General features: G+C 63.7%; 15 protein-coding genes. 9 read left to right on the top strand and 6 right to left on the bottom strand.

Annotation, left to right across the window (positions count from 1 at the left end; genetic code table 11):
* Window positions 1–25 precede the first annotated feature (25 nt).
* From ppsA to ABE528_RS09620, 8 genes are all read left to right on the top strand, one after another.
* Window positions 26–2,401 (top strand): phosphoenolpyruvate synthase, encoded by a 2,376-nt coding sequence (gene ppsA, locus ABE528_RS09655; protein WP_346652796.1) that lies wholly within the window; start codon window positions 26–28, stop codon window positions 2,399–2,401.
* A gap of 102 nt (window positions 2,402–2,503) precedes the next feature.
* Window positions 2,504–3,496 (top strand): alpha/beta hydrolase, encoded by a 993-nt coding sequence (locus tag ABE528_RS09650; RefSeq protein ID WP_346652795.1) that lies wholly within the window; start codon window positions 2,504–2,506, stop codon window positions 3,494–3,496.
* A 95-nt stretch (window positions 3,497–3,591) separates the two neighbouring features.
* Window positions 3,592–4,083: a ribonuclease E activity regulator RraA gene (gene rraA / locus ABE528_RS09645; protein ID WP_054883439.1), complete on the top strand. Its 492-nt coding sequence runs from the start codon at window positions 3,592–3,594 to the stop codon at window positions 4,081–4,083.
* Between the two features lie 27 nt (window positions 4,084–4,110).
* Window positions 4,111–5,106 carry a zinc transporter ZntB gene (locus tag ABE528_RS09640; protein WP_346652794.1) on the top strand — a complete coding sequence of 332 codons (996 nt, stop codon included), beginning with the start codon at window positions 4,111–4,113 and terminating at the stop codon, window positions 5,104–5,106.
* A gap of 93 nt (window positions 5,107–5,199) precedes the next feature.
* Window positions 5,200–5,463, top strand: a complete 264-nt coding sequence (locus tag ABE528_RS09635) for a CrfX protein (protein ID WP_103449775.1) — start codon at window positions 5,200–5,202, stop codon at window positions 5,461–5,463.
* Between the two features lie 2 nt (window positions 5,464–5,465).
* Entirely contained in the window at window positions 5,466–6,290 is an 825-nt protein-coding gene (locus ABE528_RS09630) for a mechanosensitive ion channel domain-containing protein (protein ID WP_027919410.1), read from the top strand.
* Between the two features lie 113 nt (window positions 6,291–6,403).
* Entirely contained in the window at window positions 6,404–6,970 is a 567-nt protein-coding gene (gene sigX, locus ABE528_RS09625) for an RNA polymerase sigma factor SigX (protein WP_033696348.1), read from the top strand.
* Between the two features lie 110 nt (window positions 6,971–7,080).
* A complete protein-coding gene (locus tag ABE528_RS09620) occupies window positions 7,081–8,118 on the top strand; it encodes an OmpA family protein (RefSeq protein WP_346652793.1) in 1,038 nt (345 codons plus the stop codon).
* A 74-nt stretch (window positions 8,119–8,192) separates the two neighbouring features.
* Here ABE528_RS09620 and cobA read toward each other — a convergent pair whose 3' ends face one another.
* From cobA to ABE528_RS09595, 5 genes are all read right to left on the bottom strand, one after another.
* The gene (cobA, locus tag ABE528_RS09615) at window positions 8,193–8,933 is read right to left on the bottom strand and encodes a uroporphyrinogen-III C-methyltransferase (protein ID WP_152955808.1); all 741 of its coding nucleotides are present in this window, start codon (window positions 8,931–8,933) and stop codon (window positions 8,193–8,195) included.
* A 27-nt stretch (window positions 8,934–8,960) separates the two neighbouring features.
* Entirely contained in the window at window positions 8,961–10,628 is a 1,668-nt protein-coding gene (locus ABE528_RS09610; RefSeq protein WP_346652792.1) for a bifunctional protein-serine/threonine kinase/phosphatase, read from the bottom strand.
* A 9-nt stretch (window positions 10,629–10,637) separates the two neighbouring features.
* Window positions 10,638–11,849 carry a nitrate/nitrite transporter gene (locus tag ABE528_RS09605; protein ID WP_152955810.1) on the bottom strand — a complete coding sequence of 404 codons (1,212 nt, stop codon included), beginning with the start codon at window positions 11,847–11,849 and terminating at the stop codon, window positions 10,638–10,640.
* Window positions 11,850–12,036: 187 nt separating this feature from the next.
* On the bottom strand, window positions 12,037–12,612 hold the full coding sequence (locus ABE528_RS09600; protein WP_346652791.1) for an ANTAR domain-containing protein: 576 nt from the start codon (window positions 12,610–12,612) through the stop codon (window positions 12,037–12,039).
* An 11-nt stretch (window positions 12,613–12,623) separates the two neighbouring features.
* Window positions 12,624–13,826, bottom strand: coding sequence for a CmpA/NrtA family ABC transporter substrate-binding protein (locus tag ABE528_RS09595; RefSeq protein WP_346652790.1), 1,203 nt, complete (start codon window positions 13,824–13,826; stop codon window positions 12,624–12,626).
* Between the two features lie 127 nt (window positions 13,827–13,953).
* On the opposite strand from ABE528_RS09595, the gene ABE528_RS09590 reads away from it, so the two are divergent.
* A complete protein-coding gene (locus ABE528_RS09590; RefSeq protein WP_346652789.1) occupies window positions 13,954–14,979 on the top strand; it encodes a quinone-dependent dihydroorotate dehydrogenase in 1,026 nt (341 codons plus the stop codon).
* 96 nt (window positions 14,980–15,075) lie between these two features.
* Here ABE528_RS09590 and ABE528_RS09585 read toward each other — a convergent pair whose 3' ends face one another.
* Window positions 15,076–15,291, bottom strand: a complete 216-nt coding sequence (locus ABE528_RS09585; protein WP_079227119.1) for a ribosome modulation factor — start codon at window positions 15,289–15,291, stop codon at window positions 15,076–15,078.
* Window positions 15,292–15,566 lie beyond the last annotated feature (275 nt).

Genomic DNA, 15,566 nt, shown 5'->3' with positions numbered 1-15,566 from the left:
CAATACAGTTAGTGGAGAGATCACCTTGGTAGAGTACGTAGTTTCCCTCGATAAGCTCGGCGTCCACGATGTGGAGCATGTGGGGGGCAAGAACGCATCCCTCGGCGAGATGATCAGTAACCTCGCTGGTGCCGGCGTGTCGGTGCCGGGCGGCTTTGCCACTACGGCTCAGGCGTACCGTGACTTTCTCGAACAGAGTGGCCTGAACAACCAGATCCATGCGGCCCTCGACGCCCTCGACGTGGATGACGTCAATGCCCTGGCCAAGACCGGCGCGCAGATCCGTCAGTGGGTGATGGAGGCCGAATTCCCGGCCCGCCTGGATGCGGAAATCCGCACCGCCTTCGCCGAAATGTCCCAGGGCAACGACAACATGGCCGTGGCCGTGCGTTCCTCGGCCACCGCCGAAGACCTGCCGGACGCCTCGTTCGCCGGTCAGCAGGAAACCTTCCTCAACATCCGTGGCGTCGATAACGTGATCCGCGCGGCCAAGGAAGTGTTCGCTTCGCTGTTCAACGACCGCGCCATCGCCTACCGCGTGCACCAGGGCTTCGATCACAAGCTGGTGGCCCTGTCCGCCGGCGTGCAGCGCATGGTCCGTTCGGAGACCGGCACCGCCGGCGTCATGTTCACCCTCGACACCGAGTCGGGCTTCCGTGACGTGGTGTTCATCACCGGCGCCTACGGCCTGGGTGAAACCGTGGTGCAGGGTGCGGTCAACCCTGACGAATTCTACGTGCACAAACAAACCCTGGAGGCTGGCCGCCCGGCCATCCTGCGCCGCAACCTGGGTAGCAAGGCGATCAAGATGGTCTATGGCGACGAAGCCAAGGCCGGCCGTTCGGTCAAGACCATCGAGGTCGACCGCGCCGAACGTGCACGCTTCTGCCTGAGCGACGACGAAGTCAACGAGCTGGCCAAGCAGGCGATGATCATCGAGCAGCACTACCAGCGCCCGATGGACATCGAGTGGGCCAAGGACGGTGACGACGGCAAGCTGTACATCGTCCAGGCTCGCCCTGAGACCGTGAAGAGCCGCGCCAGCGCCAACGTCATGGAACGTTACCTGCTGAAAGAGAAGGGCACCGTGCTGGTCGAAGGCCGTGCCATCGGCCAGCGCATCGGCGCCGGCAAGGTCCGCGTGATCAACGATGTGTCCGAGATGGACAAGGTGCAGCCAGGCGACGTGCTGGTTTCCGACATGACCGACCCGGACTGGGAACCGGTGATGAAGCGCGCCAGCGCCATCGTCACCAACCGTGGCGGGCGGACCTGCCACGCGGCGATCATCGCCCGTGAGCTGGGCATCCCGGCCGTGGTCGGTTGCGGCAACGCTACCCAGGTGCTGAAAGACGGCCAGGGCGTGACCGTGTCCTGTGCTGAGGGCGATACCGGCTTCATCTTCGAGGGCGAGCTGGGCTTCGACGTCAAGCAGAACTCGGTCGATGCCATGCCCGATCTGCCGTTCAAGATCATGATGAACGTCGGCAACCCGGACCGCGCCTTCGACTTCGCCCAGCTGCCCAACGCCGGTGTCGGCCTGGCGCGTCTGGAATTCATCATCAACCGCATGATCGGTGTGCACCCCAAGGCGCTGCTGAACTATGCCGGCCTGCCTGCCGACCTGAAAGAAAGCGTCGACAAGCGCATCGCTGGCTACAACGACCCTGTCGGCTTCTATGTCGAGAAGCTGGTCGAGGGCATCAGCACCCTGGCGGCGGCCTTCTACCCGAAAAAGGTCATCGTGCGCCTGTCGGACTTCAAGTCCAACGAGTACGCCAACCTGATCGGTGGCAAGCTGTACGAGCCGGAAGAAGAAAACCCGATGCTGGGCTTCCGCGGCGCCTCGCGCTACATCAGCGAGTCGTTCCGTGACTGCTTCGAGCTCGAATGCCGTGCGCTGAAGCGCGTGCGCAACGAAATGGGCCTGACCAACGTCGAGATCATGGTGCCGTTCGTGCGCACCCTGGGCGAAGCCAGCCAGGTCGTCGACCTGCTCGCCGAAAACGGCCTGGCCCGTGGCGACAACGGCCTGCGCGTGATCATGATGTGCGAGCTGCCGTCCAACGCCATTCTGGCCGAAGAGTTCCTCGAGTACTTCGACGGCTTCTCGATCGGTTCCAACGACCTGACCCAGCTGACCCTGGGCCTGGACCGTGACTCGGGCATCATCGCCCACCTGTTCGACGAGCGTAACCCGGCGGTGAAGAAGCTGCTGGCCAACGCCATCCAGGCGTGCAACAAGGCTGGCAAGTACATCGGCATCTGCGGCCAGGGCCCTTCGGACCACCCGGACCTGGCCAAATGGCTGATGGAGCAGGGCATCGAGAGCGTGTCGCTGAACCCGGACTCGGTCCTGGAGACCTGGTTCTTCCTGGCCGAAGGCCAGGGCGCGGCCTGATGCGGTAAATTGCGGGGGTGCGTCTGGCGCGCCCCCGCCTGGTTTTTTCCAGGGCGAGTTCCAGTGATGGATCCCGCCCTTTTTTGTGCACCAAGCAACCTTATGCAAAGCAGCAGCAATCTTTTTCCCGTGGCCTTGCTCAGTGCCGAGCGCCGCGGCGACCTCAGCGAAGACGTGTACCGGATCAAGGCCGGCAACAGCCCTGACCCCAGCGTCGAGCTGGCTATTACCCGCCTGGGCCTGGCTGATCAAGGCCGGGCTGTGGGTGTGCCGGTGATTCTGCTGCATGGCAGTTTTTCCAACCGGCGCTTCTGGTATTCGCCCAAAGGTATCGGCCTTGGGGCCCATCTGGCGCGGGCCGGGTTCGACGTGTGGATCCCGGAGATGCGCGGCCATGGCCTGTCACCGCGTAACCGCAACTGGAAACACAACAGCGTGGCTGACTACGCCCGCGACGACCTGCCGCTGATCGCGGCATTCGTGCACGAGCAGTCTGGCCAGGCGCCGCACTGGGTCGGCCACTCCCTGGGTGGCACCACCTTGGTAGCAGCCTTGGGCGGCGGCTTTCTCAAGGCCGAGCAGGTGGCCAGCGTGGCGCTTTTCGGCACCCAGATCAGCCGGGTCTACTGGCCGCTCAAAGTGCCACCGCTGACCTGGGGGGCAAAATGGCTGCTCAAGCGCTGGGGGCAGATTTCCGGGCCGCGGTTCAAGCGTGGCCCGGAGGACGAGCCAATCGGCCTGGCCCTTGAGAGCATGCGCTGGCATGGCCTGTTCGGGCGTTTTGGTGACAAGCAGAACGACTGGTGGGCGGGGCTGGCCGAAGTGGATGTGCCGTTGCTGGCGGTGGCGGGTGCGGGGGACTTCCAGGACCCGGTGTGGGCCTGCCGCAAGCTGTTCGATCAGCTTGGCGGGCAGCGCAAGCAGTTCCTGCGCCTGGGTCGTGAAGAAGGCTTCGAGGCCTTTGGGCATGTCGACATGCTGGTGAGCAAGGCGGCGCAGGCGCAGGTCTGGCCGTTGGTGGAGCGCTGGTTGCGCGATCCGCTGCTGCCGGTGCATGAATCGACGGTGGTGCAGGAGCCTGTACCGGTCAGGTGAATGCAAATGACTGCCCGGTCCCGGATGACTGCAACAGCTTGTACGGTGTAGCCTTGGCCGATACCCGCTTTCGTTGTGACTGACAGGAGCTTCCCATGCAGCATTACGTAACGCCCGACCTGTGTGACGCCTACCCGGACCTGGTTCAGGTGCTGGAGCCGATGTTCAGCAACTTCGGTGGCCGCGATTCCTTCGGTGGCCAGATCGTCACCATCAAGTGCTTCGAAGACAACTCGCTGGTCAAGGAGCAGGTCGAGCTCGATGGCAAGGGCAAGGTCCTAGTGGTCGACGGCGGTGGCTCGCTGCGCCGTGCGCTGCTCGGTGACATGCTCGCCGAAAAGGCCGCCAAAAACGGTTGGGAAGGCCTGGTGATCTACGGCTGCGTGCGTGACGTCGACGTACTGATCCAGACCGACGTCGGTGTGCAGGCGCTGGCCAGCCACCCGATGAAAACCGACAAGCGCGGCATCGGCGACCTCAACGTGGCCGTGACCTTTGCCGGTGTCACCTTCCGCCCGGGCGAGTACCTGTATGCCGACAACAACGGCGTGATCATCTCGCCAAGCCCGCTGAAGATGCCGGAGTGACGCGCGGTACGCGCTGATGGAGCTTTGATGTTCGAGGAAGACAACGCGCAGTGGGGGCTGGTACATGCCCTGGTGCTCGATGGTAAAGGCGGCGCGCGTTCGATTGCCCGGACCGAGCTGGACGACCTGCAATTGCAGCCACAGGAAAGCCTGTGGCTGCACTGGGATCGCAGCCATCCGCAAACCCGCACCTGGCTACTGCAGGACAGTGGCCTGAGCGAGTTCGCCTGCGACCTGCTGCTGGAGGAAAACACCCGGCCACGGCTGTTGCCGCAGGCCGGTGAGCAGATGCTGCTGTTCCTGCGCGGGGTCAATCTGAACCCGGGCGCCGAGCCCGAGGATATGGTTTCGGTACGCATTCATGCCCAGGCGCAGCGGGTCATTTCGCTGCGTTTGCGGCCATTGCGTGCCAGCGATGAAGTCCTTCAGCAGCTGGAAGAGGGCAGGGGGCCGAAATCGGCGTCCGAGCTGCTGCTGTTGATGGGCGAGCTGCTGACCGAGAAGGTCCAGAGCCTGGTCAGCGACCTCTCGGAACTGGTCGACCTGGAAGAAGAAAAGGTTGAATCCGACGAACGGTACTCTCCGGAGCATGACAGCCTGCAGCAGATTCGCCGTCGCGCCGCGGGCTTGCGCCGGTTTTTGGCGCCACAGCGGGAGATCTATGCCCAGCTGTCGCGCAGCAAATGGAGCTGGTTCTGCGATGCCGACGCCGATTACTGGAACGAGCTGAACAACAGCCTGATCCGTTACCTCGAAGAACTTGAGCTGACCCGCGAGCGGGCGGCGCTGGTGCTGGAAAGCGAAGACCGCCGGCGCAGCGAGCGGATGAACCGGACCATGTACCGCTTCGGCATCATCACCTGCATCTTCCTGCCCATGAGCTTCATCACCGGGCTGCTCGGCATCAACGTCGGCGGCATTCCGGGGGCGAGCAACCCGTATGGCTTCCTGCTGGCCTGCATCGTCGTGCTGGGCCTGGCGGTGGGGCAGTGGTGGTTGTTCCGGCGGTTGCGCTGGGTATGAACATGCCGAGTCATCTCGAAACATTCGTTCCACTGCGATGTGTGACCCATCGCCCGGCCACCTCGTCTCTGAGTGACACTGCGCGAGGTGCCCATGCACGATCCGTTTGAAGAATCCCTGCGTGACCTGCTCAAGGCGTCGCCCTCCGGTGAGGAGCGAGACGATGCCGCGTGCCTGGGGCGCGTGCTGAAAACCGCCAACCGCCAGGTCGGTGCCGGTGATCTGTTCAGCCTGCTTGGCCGCTGGAGCCAGGCGCTGCTGATCGCCGTGAACAATGGCTCGGCGCACGTTGCACCGGTGCGTCGACACTCTACCCGCAACGCTGCCAATGGCAGCAAAGCAGATAAGGCCGATTGAATATGGAACTCGATCTCTGGACCCAGAGCCTGGTCACTGCCATGACCGCCCTATGGACCAAGGTAGCGAACTTCATCCCCAACCTGTTCGGCGCGCTGGTCGTGGTGCTGCTCGGTTTTGTGGTGGCCAAGCTACTCGATACGCTGCTTTCCAAGCTCCTGGCCAAGGTCGGCCTGGACCGCCTGATGGCCGGCACCGGGCTGACCAAGATGCTTGGCCGGGTTGGCATCCAGGTGCCGATCTCGACCTTGATCGGCAAGGTCGTCTACTGGTTCGTGTTGCTGATCTTCCTCGTCTCTGCCGCTGAATCGCTGGGCCTGGAGCGGGTTTCGGCCACCCTCGACATGCTTGCCCTGTACCTGCCCAAGGTGTTCGGCGCAGCCCTGGTGCTGCTGGCCGGGGTGCTGTTGGCGCAGGTGGCCAACGGCCTGGTGCGCGGTGCGGCCGAAGGGATCGGCCTGGAATATTCCGCAGGCCTGGGGCGCATCACCCAGGGCCTGGTGATCATCATCAGCATCTCGGTGGCCATCAGCCAGCTGGAGGTCAAGACCGACCTGCTCAACCACGTGATCGTCATTGGGCTGATTACCGTTGGTCTGGCCGTTGCGCTTGCCATGGGCCTGGGCAGCCGAGAAATCGCCGGGCAGATCCTGGCCGGCATCTACGTTCGCGAACTCTACCAGGTCGGCCAGCAGGTGCGGATTGGAGAGGTTGAAGGGATGATCGAAGAGATCGGCACGGTCAAGACGACGCTGTTGACCGATGATGGCGAACTGGTGTCGCTGTCCAATCGCGTGCTCCTTGAGCAGCGAGTCAATAGCCGCTAACCGCACAAAAGCTGTTAATGTATGCCGCCGCGAAAATCGCCCCATGGGGCTGAGCGGCGACATTGACCTGACTGTCGGCCAGATCCGTTTTGAATAAAGTTCATTCGCCGCCCATGCGTTACGACCCCCGCGAACTCACCGACGAGGAGTTGGTGGCGCGTTCGCATGAGGAGCTGTATCACGTAACCCGCGCCTATGAGGAACTCATGCGGCGCTACCAGCGGACCCTGTTCAACGTCTGTGCGCGTTATCTGGGGAACGACCGCGACGCTGATGATGTCTGTCAGGAAGTGATGCTGAAGGTGCTGTACGGTCTGAAGAACTTCGAGGGCAAGTCCAAGTTCAAGACCTGGCTCTACAGCATTACCTACAACGAATGCATTACCCAGTACCGCAAGGAGCGTCGTAAACGCCGGTTGATGGATGCCTTGAGCCTGGACCCTGTCGAAGAGGCGTCCGAAGAGAAGGCTCCGAAACCGGAAGAAAAGGGCGGGCTGGACAAGTGGCTGGTGCATGTGAACCCGATCGACCGGGAAATCCTGGTGCTGCGTTTTGTCGCAGAGCTGGAATTTCAGGAGATCGCCGATATCATGCACATGGGCTTGAGCGCAACGAAAATGCGCTACAAGCGCGCGCTAGACAAGCTTCGTGAGAAATTTGCAGGCCTGGATGAAACTTAGTCCCTTGTAAATATCTCTAACGGATCGGCGAGTTCTGCTAGACTTGCCGTCGAGTTGTCCCCCGGATGTTGGTGGGACTGCTTAACTATCACCAGATGGGGATTTAACGGATGAAATTGAAAAACACCTTGGGCTTGGCCATTGGCTCGCTCGTCGCAGCTACTTCGTTCGGCGTTATGGCTCAGGGCCAGGGCGCAGTCGAAGTCGAAGGCAACGTGACCAAGCAGTACTACGACAGCGAACGTAACTTCAAGAACGACGGCACCAACCCTGGTGTTCGTCTGGGTTACTTCCTGACTGACGACGTATCCCTGGACCTGGGCTACAACGAGACTCACAACGCTCGTGGCGAAGTCTTCAACAAAGACATCAAAGGTTCCAAGGCCAAGCTGGACGCTACCTACCACTTCGGTACCGTCGGCGACGCTCTGCGTCCGTACGTTTCCGCTGGTTTCGCTCACGAGAGCCTGGGCCAGGCCACTCGTAGCGGCCGTGATCACTCCACCTTCGCCAACGTTGGCGCTGGCGCCAAGTGGTACATCACTGACATGTTCTTCGCCCGTGCTGGCGTTGAAGCCATGTACAACATCGACAACGGCAACACCGAGTGGGGCCCAAGCGTTGGTGTTGGTCTGAACTTCGGTGGCAGCGGTGGCAAAGTTGCTGCTGCTCCGGCTCCAGTTGCTGAAGTCTGCTCCGACTCCGACAACGACGGCGTTTGCGACAACGTCGACAAGTGCCCGGACACCCCAGCCAACGTTACCGTTGACGCTGATGGCTGCCCGGCTGTTGCCGAAGTCGTTCGCGTTGAGCTGGACGTCAAGTTCGACTTCGACAAGTCGGTCGTCAAGCCAAACAGCTACGGCGACATCAAGAACCTGGCTGACTTCATGAAGCAGTACCCACAGACCACCACCGTGGTTGAAGGTCACACTGACTCCGTCGGCCCAGACGCCTACAACCAGAAGCTGTCCGAGCGTCGTGCCAATGCTGTCAAGCAGGTTCTGACCCAGCAGTACGGTGTTGAATCCAGCCGCGTTCAGTCGGTTGGCTACGGTGAAACCCGTCCGGTTGCCGACAACGCCACCGAAGAAGGCCGTGCTGTCAACCGTCGCGTTGAAGCTCAGGTAGAAGCCCAGTCCAAGTAATTGGCTTGAAGCTTCAATGAAAAACCCGGCCTCGGCCGGGTTTTTCTTTGCCTGTCATTTGTGCAGGCTGCGCATCACACGGCCTCAGCCAGCCATTCCTGCATCACCTGTTCCCCAACCACCTCGCCGATTACCAGAATTGCCGGGCTGCACAGCCCGAATGCCTGGGCGTCTTCGAGCATTCCCGATACATCGCTGCGGCACTCCCGTTGCTGCGGCAATGACGCATTCTCGATCATTGCCACCGGCATCCCTGGCGCCATGCCGCCCTCCAGCAGCCCCCGGCGGATCTGCTCCAGCCGCGCCACGCCCATGTACACCACCAGGGTCGTGCCGCCTTGCGCCAGTGCTGCCCAGTTCAGTTCGCTGTCATCCTGGGTGTGGGCCGTCACCAGCGTGACCCCGCGGCTGACCCCACGGGAGGTCAGCGAGATCCCGCATTGGGTCGCACCGGCCAAGCCTGCGGTAATGCCGTTGACCAGCTCCACCTCGATGCCATGCCCTTGCAGCCACGCGGCCTCCTCGCCACCACGGCCAAAGATGCATGGGTCTCCGCCCTTGAGGCGCACCACGCAACGCCCCTGCCGTGCATGGCGTAGCATCAGGCGCTGGATGAAGGCCTGGGGGGTGGAGCGACAGCCGCCGCGCTTGCCCACGGCAATCACCCTGGCTTGTGGGCAATGCACCAGCACCTGCGGATTCACCAGGTCGTCGATCATCACCACCTCGGCCATTTGTAGTGCACGCACGGCCTTGAGGGTGAGCAGTTCAGGGTCGCCGGGGCCTGCGCCGACCAGCCAGACTTTTGCATTCATCAGTGTTTCCTCATCGGCAAGGCGCGTTCAGCCCTTGAGCAGGGCGAACAGCAGAATCAGGTTGAGCAACAGGGACAGCAGCGCCAGGGTGCGCCACACCTTCAACGGTTCACGCTCCAGCAGCGGGCGTGGGCGGCTGGGCAGCTCCTGGCGGTCACCGCGTTCGAGCAACAGCAACCATTGCTCGGCGGTTTCGAAGCGTTGTGCCGGGTCCGCCGCCACGGCTTGCAGCAGGTTGTGCTGCAGCCATTCGGGCAGGTCGGGGCGGTAGCGGGAGGGGTTTACGGCCTGACCAAAGCGCGGGCGCTGGAAGGCCTCGATCTCCCCGTAAGGATAGTGCCCGGTCAGCAAGCGATAGAGCGTGACACCGACGGCGTACAAGTCCTGGCGCGGGCTCGGTGGCTGGCCTTCGAAGGCCTCGGGGGCGATGTACGAGGGCGTGCCGGGCAATTCGTGCAACGGGTCCTGGGACAGGCCTGGGCAATACGCCAGGCCGAAGTCCAGCAGGCGCACCTGGCCATCATCACCCAGGTGCAGGTTTTCCGGTTTGATGTCGCGGTGCAGCAGGTTGCGCCGATGCAGCACGCCGGCGGCCTGGAGCAGCTGGCGGGCGATTTCCAGCCACTGTGCCAGCGCTAACGGGCCATGGTCGTCGAGCTGCGTGGCGAGGGTCTTGCCGCTGTGCTCGCGCATTACGTAATACAGGTGCTGGCGCTGGCTGGCGGCATGCAGCTCGGGGAAATGGCGGCCAGCGACCCGGCGCAGGAACCACTCTTCCAGCAGCAGGCCCTGGGCGGCCCCCGGTTCCTGTTCGCGCTCGCCGGGCAGGGTTTTCAGCAGCCAGGGTTGGCCTTGGGCATCGCGTACGCGGTAGAGCAGTGACTGGCGGCTGTGTGCCAGGCGCGTCTCGACCTGCCAGCCATCGAGCGCCTGGCCCTCGCGCAGCGGGCCAGGCAAGGGCCACTGCTGCAGTTGCGCGAGGGTGTCGCCGAGGTTGGCCGTGCCCAGTTGCTCGACCCGCACCAACAAGGCGCTGGCGTTGTCCTGGCTGCCGTTGTGGTGGGCGCTGGCAACCAGGGTGTCGGCGGCCGACTGCAGGTCGGGCTGCTCGCGCAGCACAGCCTGGATGTGCTGGTCGCCAAGGCTGGCCCAGACGCCGTCGCTGAGCAGCAGGTAGCACTCGCCGGCCTGCAGTTCACCGTCCAGGTAGTCGACCAGCAGGTGCTGGTCCAGGCCCAGTGCGCGCTTGAGCACGTGCTGCATGCCGGGCTGGTCCCAGACGTGGTCTTCGCTCAGGCATTGCAGGTGACCGGCGTGCCAGCGATAGGCCCGGCAATCGCCCACGTGGGCCAGAGTAAAGCGGCGCCCGCGCAGCACCAGGGCGCTCAGGGTGGTCAGCAGCGGCTGGCTGCCTTGGGCGCGCAACCAGCGGTTCTGTGCCAGTAGCAGGCGGTCCAGGGCCTGGGCCACGCCCCAGGTGGCGGGCGTGGCGTAATAGTCCATGGCCAGCGCCTGCAGGCTGGCGCGGGCTGCCAGGCCACCGTCGGCACACTGGCTGACGCCATCGGCGAGGGCGAACAGGTAGCCCTTGCTGGCGGCCAGCTCCGGCGCCGGGGTGACCAGGCGCAGGGCGTCCTGGTTCTCCGTGCGTGGCCCGGTGGCGCTGGCCTGGGCGAAGCTGAGCTGCAGGCTCATCGTCATGCCTCAGACCCGTGCAGCGGTAACCGCTGCCGAGCCCCAAGTGGTGCGCCAGCGTTGCTTGACCCCGTGCAGGCCGAACCAGGCGAGCAGGCCGAGGCTGGCGAACAGCCACAGGCCCAGCTGATAGTCGCCGGTGTGCTGCTTGATGGCACCGAGCCCTGCCGCCAGCAGGAAGCCGCCGATGCCACCGGCCATGCCGATCAGCCCGGTCATCACACCGATCTCCTGGCGGAAGCGTTGGGGTACCAGTTGGAACACCGCGCCATTGCCGGCACCGAGGCCGAGCATGGCACTGACGAACAGTGCCAGGGCGGCTGCGGCGCTCGGCAGGTTGAAGCCGACTGCCGCGATGCAGATGGCGGCCACGCTGTACATGCCGAGCAGGGTGCGGATGCCGCCGAAACGATCGGCCAGGGCGCCACCCAGCGGGCGCATCAGGCTGCCGGCGAACACGCAGGCGGCGGTGTAGTAGCCAGCGGTGATCGGGCTCAGGGCGTACTGGTCGCTGAAGTAGCCAGGCAGGGCGCTGGCCAGGCCGATGAAGCCGCCGAAGGTGACGCTGTAGAAGAACATGAACCACCAGCTGTCACGATCGCCCAGGGCCTTGAGGTAGTCGGCTGCCGCCTTGGGCTTGGGCCGCTGCGGGGCATTGCGGGCAAGCAGGGCGAACAGCGCCAGGGCCAGCAACAGTGGGAGCACGGCAAAGCCGAATACGTTGTTCCAGCCAAACCCGGCGGCGAGCACCGGGGCGAGCAGGGCGGCGAACACCGTACCGGAGTTGCCTGCGCCGGCGATGCCCATGGCCTTGCCCTGGTGTTGTGGCGGATACCACTGCGAGGCGAGCGGCAGCGACACGGCGAACGAGGCGCCGGCCACGCCGAGGAACACACCCAGCAGCAGGGCTTGCTCATAAGTGTGCACGCCCAGGTACCAGGCGCAGGCCAAGGCGAGGATGACGATCACCTGGCCGATCAGACCAGCGGTCTTCGGCGACAGACGATCGACCAGTACACCCATGATGAAGCGCAGCACTGCTCCGGCAAGGATTGGCGTGGCCACCATCAGCCCGCGCTGCTGGGCGCTCAGTTGCAGGTCGGCGGCGATCTGCACTGCCAGCGGGCCAAGCAGGTACCAGACCATGAAGCTCAGGTCGAAATACAGGAACGCGGCGAACAGCGTGGGCACATGCCCGGATTTCCAGAAGCTGGTACTCATCGAACACCTCACTCGGCAATGCAACGGAAACGAAAAAGACGCCGCTACCCGGTCCACTGGCGTGGAGGGGAGAGCGACGTCTTTGTCGGGAGTTTTATGAGGCAACCGCCGTTGGCTACCGGTGGATTATCTTCAGCAAGAGCTGGGCCAACTTTTTGGATCTGGCAGCCCAGTCGATACTGCCGGGCTAGCCGAGCATTTCATGCATGGCGATGATCTGCTCGGCCACCTGGATCAACTTCTGCTGCCGGCTCATGGCCTGCCGGCGCATCAGGGTGTAGGCCTGTTCCTCGTTGCAGTCCTTCATCTTCATCAGCAGCCCCTTGGCCTGCTCGATGCGCTTGCGCTCGGCCAGTTGCTGGTCGCGGGCCAGCAGCTGGGCCTTGAGCGCCTGGTCGCTCTCGAAGCGCGCCATGGCTACATCGAGAATGGGCTGCAGCCGCGCCGCATGGATGCCTTCGACGATGTAGGCGCTGACCCCGGCCTGGATCGCCTGGCGCATCACCGCCGGGTCGTGCTCGTCGGTGAACAGCACGATTGGCCGTGGCTGGTCGCGGCTGACCAGCACCACCTGTTCCATCACGTCACGGTCGGGTGAGTCGGTATCGATCAGCACCACGTCCGGACGCACTGTTTCGACGCAGGCCGGCAAGTCGATGGTCAGGTCTGGGGCCTCGATCACTTCGAACCCGGCTTCGCGCAGTGCGGCCTTGAGACGGCCAAGTTTCTTCTGGGTGTCGTCGATCAGCAGTATGCGCAGCATGGCGAAGGCCCTCACAGACCGATCCGGGCATCGGGCGTATCGCCCAAGGCGTGCAGGCGGAAGCTGCGGGCGTAGGCATACGGATCACTGCCGTCCCAGCGTATGCCGTCGATCAGCAGGCTGCTGCGCATGGCTGACTCGGGGCAGGGCACGCCGAGTGCGCTGGCGGCCTCGCGGTACAGCTGCAACTGCTGCACCTGGCGAGCCACACCGAGGTAGTCGGGGTCGTCGCGCAGCAGGCCCCAGCGGCGGAATTGGGTCATGAACCACATGCCATCCGACAGGTAAGGCAGGTTGGCGCGGCCTTGGTCGTACAGGCGCAGAGCGTGCCGGTCATGCCAGGCATTGCCGAGGCCGTCCTGATAGTCGCCCAGCAGGCGCGGCTCGACGTTTTCCAGCGGTGTGTCGAGGTAGGCACTACCGCTGAGCAGTTGCGCGGTGCTGCGCAGGTTCTCCGGGCTCTGCTCGATGAACCGGCTGGCAGCGAGTACCGCCTTGACCAGTGCGCGTGCGCTATTGGGGTAGTGCTCGACGAAGGCGCGGGTGCTGGCCAGTACTTTCTCCGGGTGGTCGGGCCAGATCGACTGGCTGGTGGCCAGGGTGAAGCCCTGGCCCTGGCTGACGGCGGCAGCCGCCCAAGGCTCGCCCACGCAGAAACCGTCGATGCGCCCGGCCTGGATATGTGCCGCCATCTGGGCCGGCGGCACCACCACGCTGGTGACGTCATGCAACGGGTGGATGCCCTGGCTGGCCAGCCAGTAATACAGCCACATGGCGTGGGTGCCGGTGGGAAAGGTTTGGGCGAAGGTCAGCCGTGCGCCATGCTGGTGCGCCCGTTGCGCCAGTGCCTCAGGGCTGGTCACACCCTGGTGCTGCAAAGCCGGCGACAGGTTGATGGCCTGGGCATTCTGGTTCAGCCCCATCAGCACCGCCATGTCGCTGGCCGGAACACCGCCGATGCCCAGGTGCACGGCGTAGACCAGGCCGTATAGGCAATGGGCAGCATCCAGCTCGCCGCTGGCCAGCTTGTCGCGCAGGCCGGCCCAGGAGCCCTGGCGTTTGAGGTTGAGGGTCAGGCCGTGCTGCTGGGCGAAGCCCTGAGTGGCGGCGACTACCACCGAGGCGCAATCGGTCAGGGCCATGTAGCCGATGTTGAGGCTGGGTTTTTCCGGTGCATCGCTGCCGTTTACCCAGGCTAGAGGTGCTGTATTCACGAAGGTCCTCGCCCGTACTGAATAGGCTGTAGGCAAGGGAAGTTGCAACCCATGTGCCAAGCCCCTGTCATGCCGGGCGCGCGCTGGCTATAATCGCTGCCTCACTCACCCCGAGCCTTGCCCGCCCATGTATACCCTGGCCCGCCAGCTGCTGTTCAAGCTTTCCCCGGAAACCTCCCATGACCTGTCCCTGGACCTGATCGGCGCCGGTGGCCGGCTTGGGCTCAACGGTGTGCTGTGCAAGCAGCCGGCCGCGCTGCCGGTGACCGTGATGGGCTTGAACTTCGCCAACCCGGTGGGGCTGGCGGCGGGCCTGGACAAGAACGGCGCGGCCATCGACGGCTTCGCCCAGCTGGGCTTCGGCTTCGTCGAGATCGGCACGGTGACCCCGCGTCCGCAGCCGGGCAACCCCAAGCCACGGTTGTTCCGCCTGCCGCAGGCGACGGCGATCATCAACCGCATGGGCTTCAACAACCTGGGCGTCGATCACCTGCTCGAGCGCGTGCGTGCTTCGCGCTACGACGGCGTGTTGGGCATCAATATCGGCAAGAACTTCGATACCCCGGTCGAGCGTGCGGTCGACGATTACCTGATCTGCCTGAACAAGGTCTATAGCGAGGCCAGCTACATCACCGTCAACGTCAGCTCGCCGAACACCCCGGGCCTGCGCAGCCTGCAGTTCGGCGACTCGCTCAAGCAACTGCTCGATGCCCTGGCCGAACGCCGTGAGCAACTGGCCACCGAGCATGGCAAGCGGGTGCCGCTGGCGATCAAGATCGCCCCAGACATGAGCGACGAGGAAACCGCGCTGGTGGCAGCGGCCCTGATGCAATCGGGAATGGATGCGGTGATTGCCACCAACACCACCCTGGGCCGCGAGGGCGTCGAAGGGCTGGAGCATGGTGGCGAGGCCGGTGGCCTGTCGGGTGCGCCGGTGCTGGAGAAGAGCACGCACATTGTGAAGGTGCTGGCGGGCGAGCTGGGAGGCAAGTTGCCGATCATCGCCGCCGGAGGCATTACCGAAGGCCGCCATGCGGCAGAGAAGATCGCCGCTGGGGCGAGCCTGGTGCAGATCTACTCGGGCTTCATTTATAAAGGCCCGGCGCTGATTCGTGAAGCGGTGGATGCGATCGCGGCAATGCCCAAGGCCTGAAGGCGGCCATAAAAAAGGGCCCCGTCAAGGGGCCCCTGGGCCGAAGCCCGCCGCCCGGATAGGGCGCGCATGGTAACTCGAATTCAGTGTCCTCGTTCAGCCAACGGCGTGATTTTCGTTGAGTCTATGGATGCCAGCGGTGCCAGTCATTCCGTCCCAGTTATCACCGCGACCTTCGCGCCAGCCGTTGATCCAGGCTTGGCGAACTGAAGGAAGTGTAAAGGGGCAAAGTTCGCGGGATTTGCCGGTGACCCCGTATTGGTAGCCACGTGAATATGCTCTTTCCAACGGATCACGCTTAAGTCTTCTCATAGGGTGTTGCCCTCACTTGTTGACTGTAATGTCCCGTCGGCCTCTCCGAGGCCGGGCAGAGTCTTTCTGCCGGTTTTGCGCTCGCTGCCGGCGTGGCGAGCTGAAGGTGCCGCCTCGTTGCGAAGCGGCCTGAGACCAGTTCTAACGAATGCAGGTCACCCTGTGAATGATCGATTTGTCATAAGCACGTAACCTTTCCAAGGGTGAAGGGATAAGTAAATAAATGCGACTCAACCTTGTTTGGCGTTGAGCCCGCTATGATCAGGGTTTGCCGA

Origin of the sequence: Pseudomonas sp. TWI628 (assembly GCF_039673865.1) — a bacterium.
Taxonomy (GTDB): Bacteria; Pseudomonadota; Gammaproteobacteria; order Pseudomonadales; family Pseudomonadaceae; genus Aquipseudomonas.
This window is presented reverse-complemented; position numbering and strand designations above follow the sequence as displayed.

Bases quoted from the DNA above. Each gene is read 5' to 3' on its own strand.
- ABE528_RS09585 (WP_079227119.1), bottom strand. From the start codon at position 15,291: ATGAGAAGACTTAAGCGTGATCCGTTGGAAAGAGCATATTCACGTGGC.
- rraA (WP_054883439.1), top strand. From the start codon at position 3,592: ATGCAGCATTACGTAACGCCCGACCTGTGTGACGCCTACCCGGACCTG.
- ABE528_RS09650 (WP_346652795.1), top strand. From the start codon at position 2,504: ATGCAAAGCAGCAGCAATCTTTTTCCCGTGGCCTTGCTCAGTGCCGAG.
- ABE528_RS09620 (WP_346652793.1), top strand. From the start codon at position 7,081: ATGAAATTGAAAAACACCTTGGGCTTGGCCATTGGCTCGCTCGTCGCA.
- ABE528_RS09590 (WP_346652789.1), top strand. From the start codon at position 13,954: ATGTATACCCTGGCCCGCCAGCTGCTGTTCAAGCTTTCCCCGGAAACC.
- ABE528_RS09635 (WP_103449775.1), top strand. From the start codon at position 5,200: ATGCACGATCCGTTTGAAGAATCCCTGCGTGACCTGCTCAAGGCGTCG.
- ABE528_RS09605 (WP_152955810.1), bottom strand. From the start codon at position 11,849: ATGAGTACCAGCTTCTGGAAATCCGGGCATGTGCCCACGCTGTTCGCC.
- cobA (WP_152955808.1), bottom strand. From the start codon at position 8,933: ATGAATGCAAAAGTCTGGCTGGTCGGCGCAGGCCCCGGCGACCCTGAA.
- ABE528_RS09610 (WP_346652792.1), bottom strand. From the start codon at position 10,628: ATGAGCCTGCAGCTCAGCTTCGCCCAGGCCAGCGCCACCGGGCCACGC.
- sigX (WP_033696348.1), top strand. From the start codon at position 6,404: ATGCGTTACGACCCCCGCGAACTCACCGACGAGGAGTTGGTGGCGCGT.
- ABE528_RS09600 (WP_346652791.1), bottom strand. From the start codon at position 12,612: ATGCTGCGCATACTGCTGATCGACGACACCCAGAAGAAACTTGGCCGT.
- ABE528_RS09630 (WP_027919410.1), top strand. From the start codon at position 5,466: ATGGAACTCGATCTCTGGACCCAGAGCCTGGTCACTGCCATGACCGCC.
- ABE528_RS09640 (WP_346652794.1), top strand. From the start codon at position 4,111: ATGTTCGAGGAAGACAACGCGCAGTGGGGGCTGGTACATGCCCTGGTG.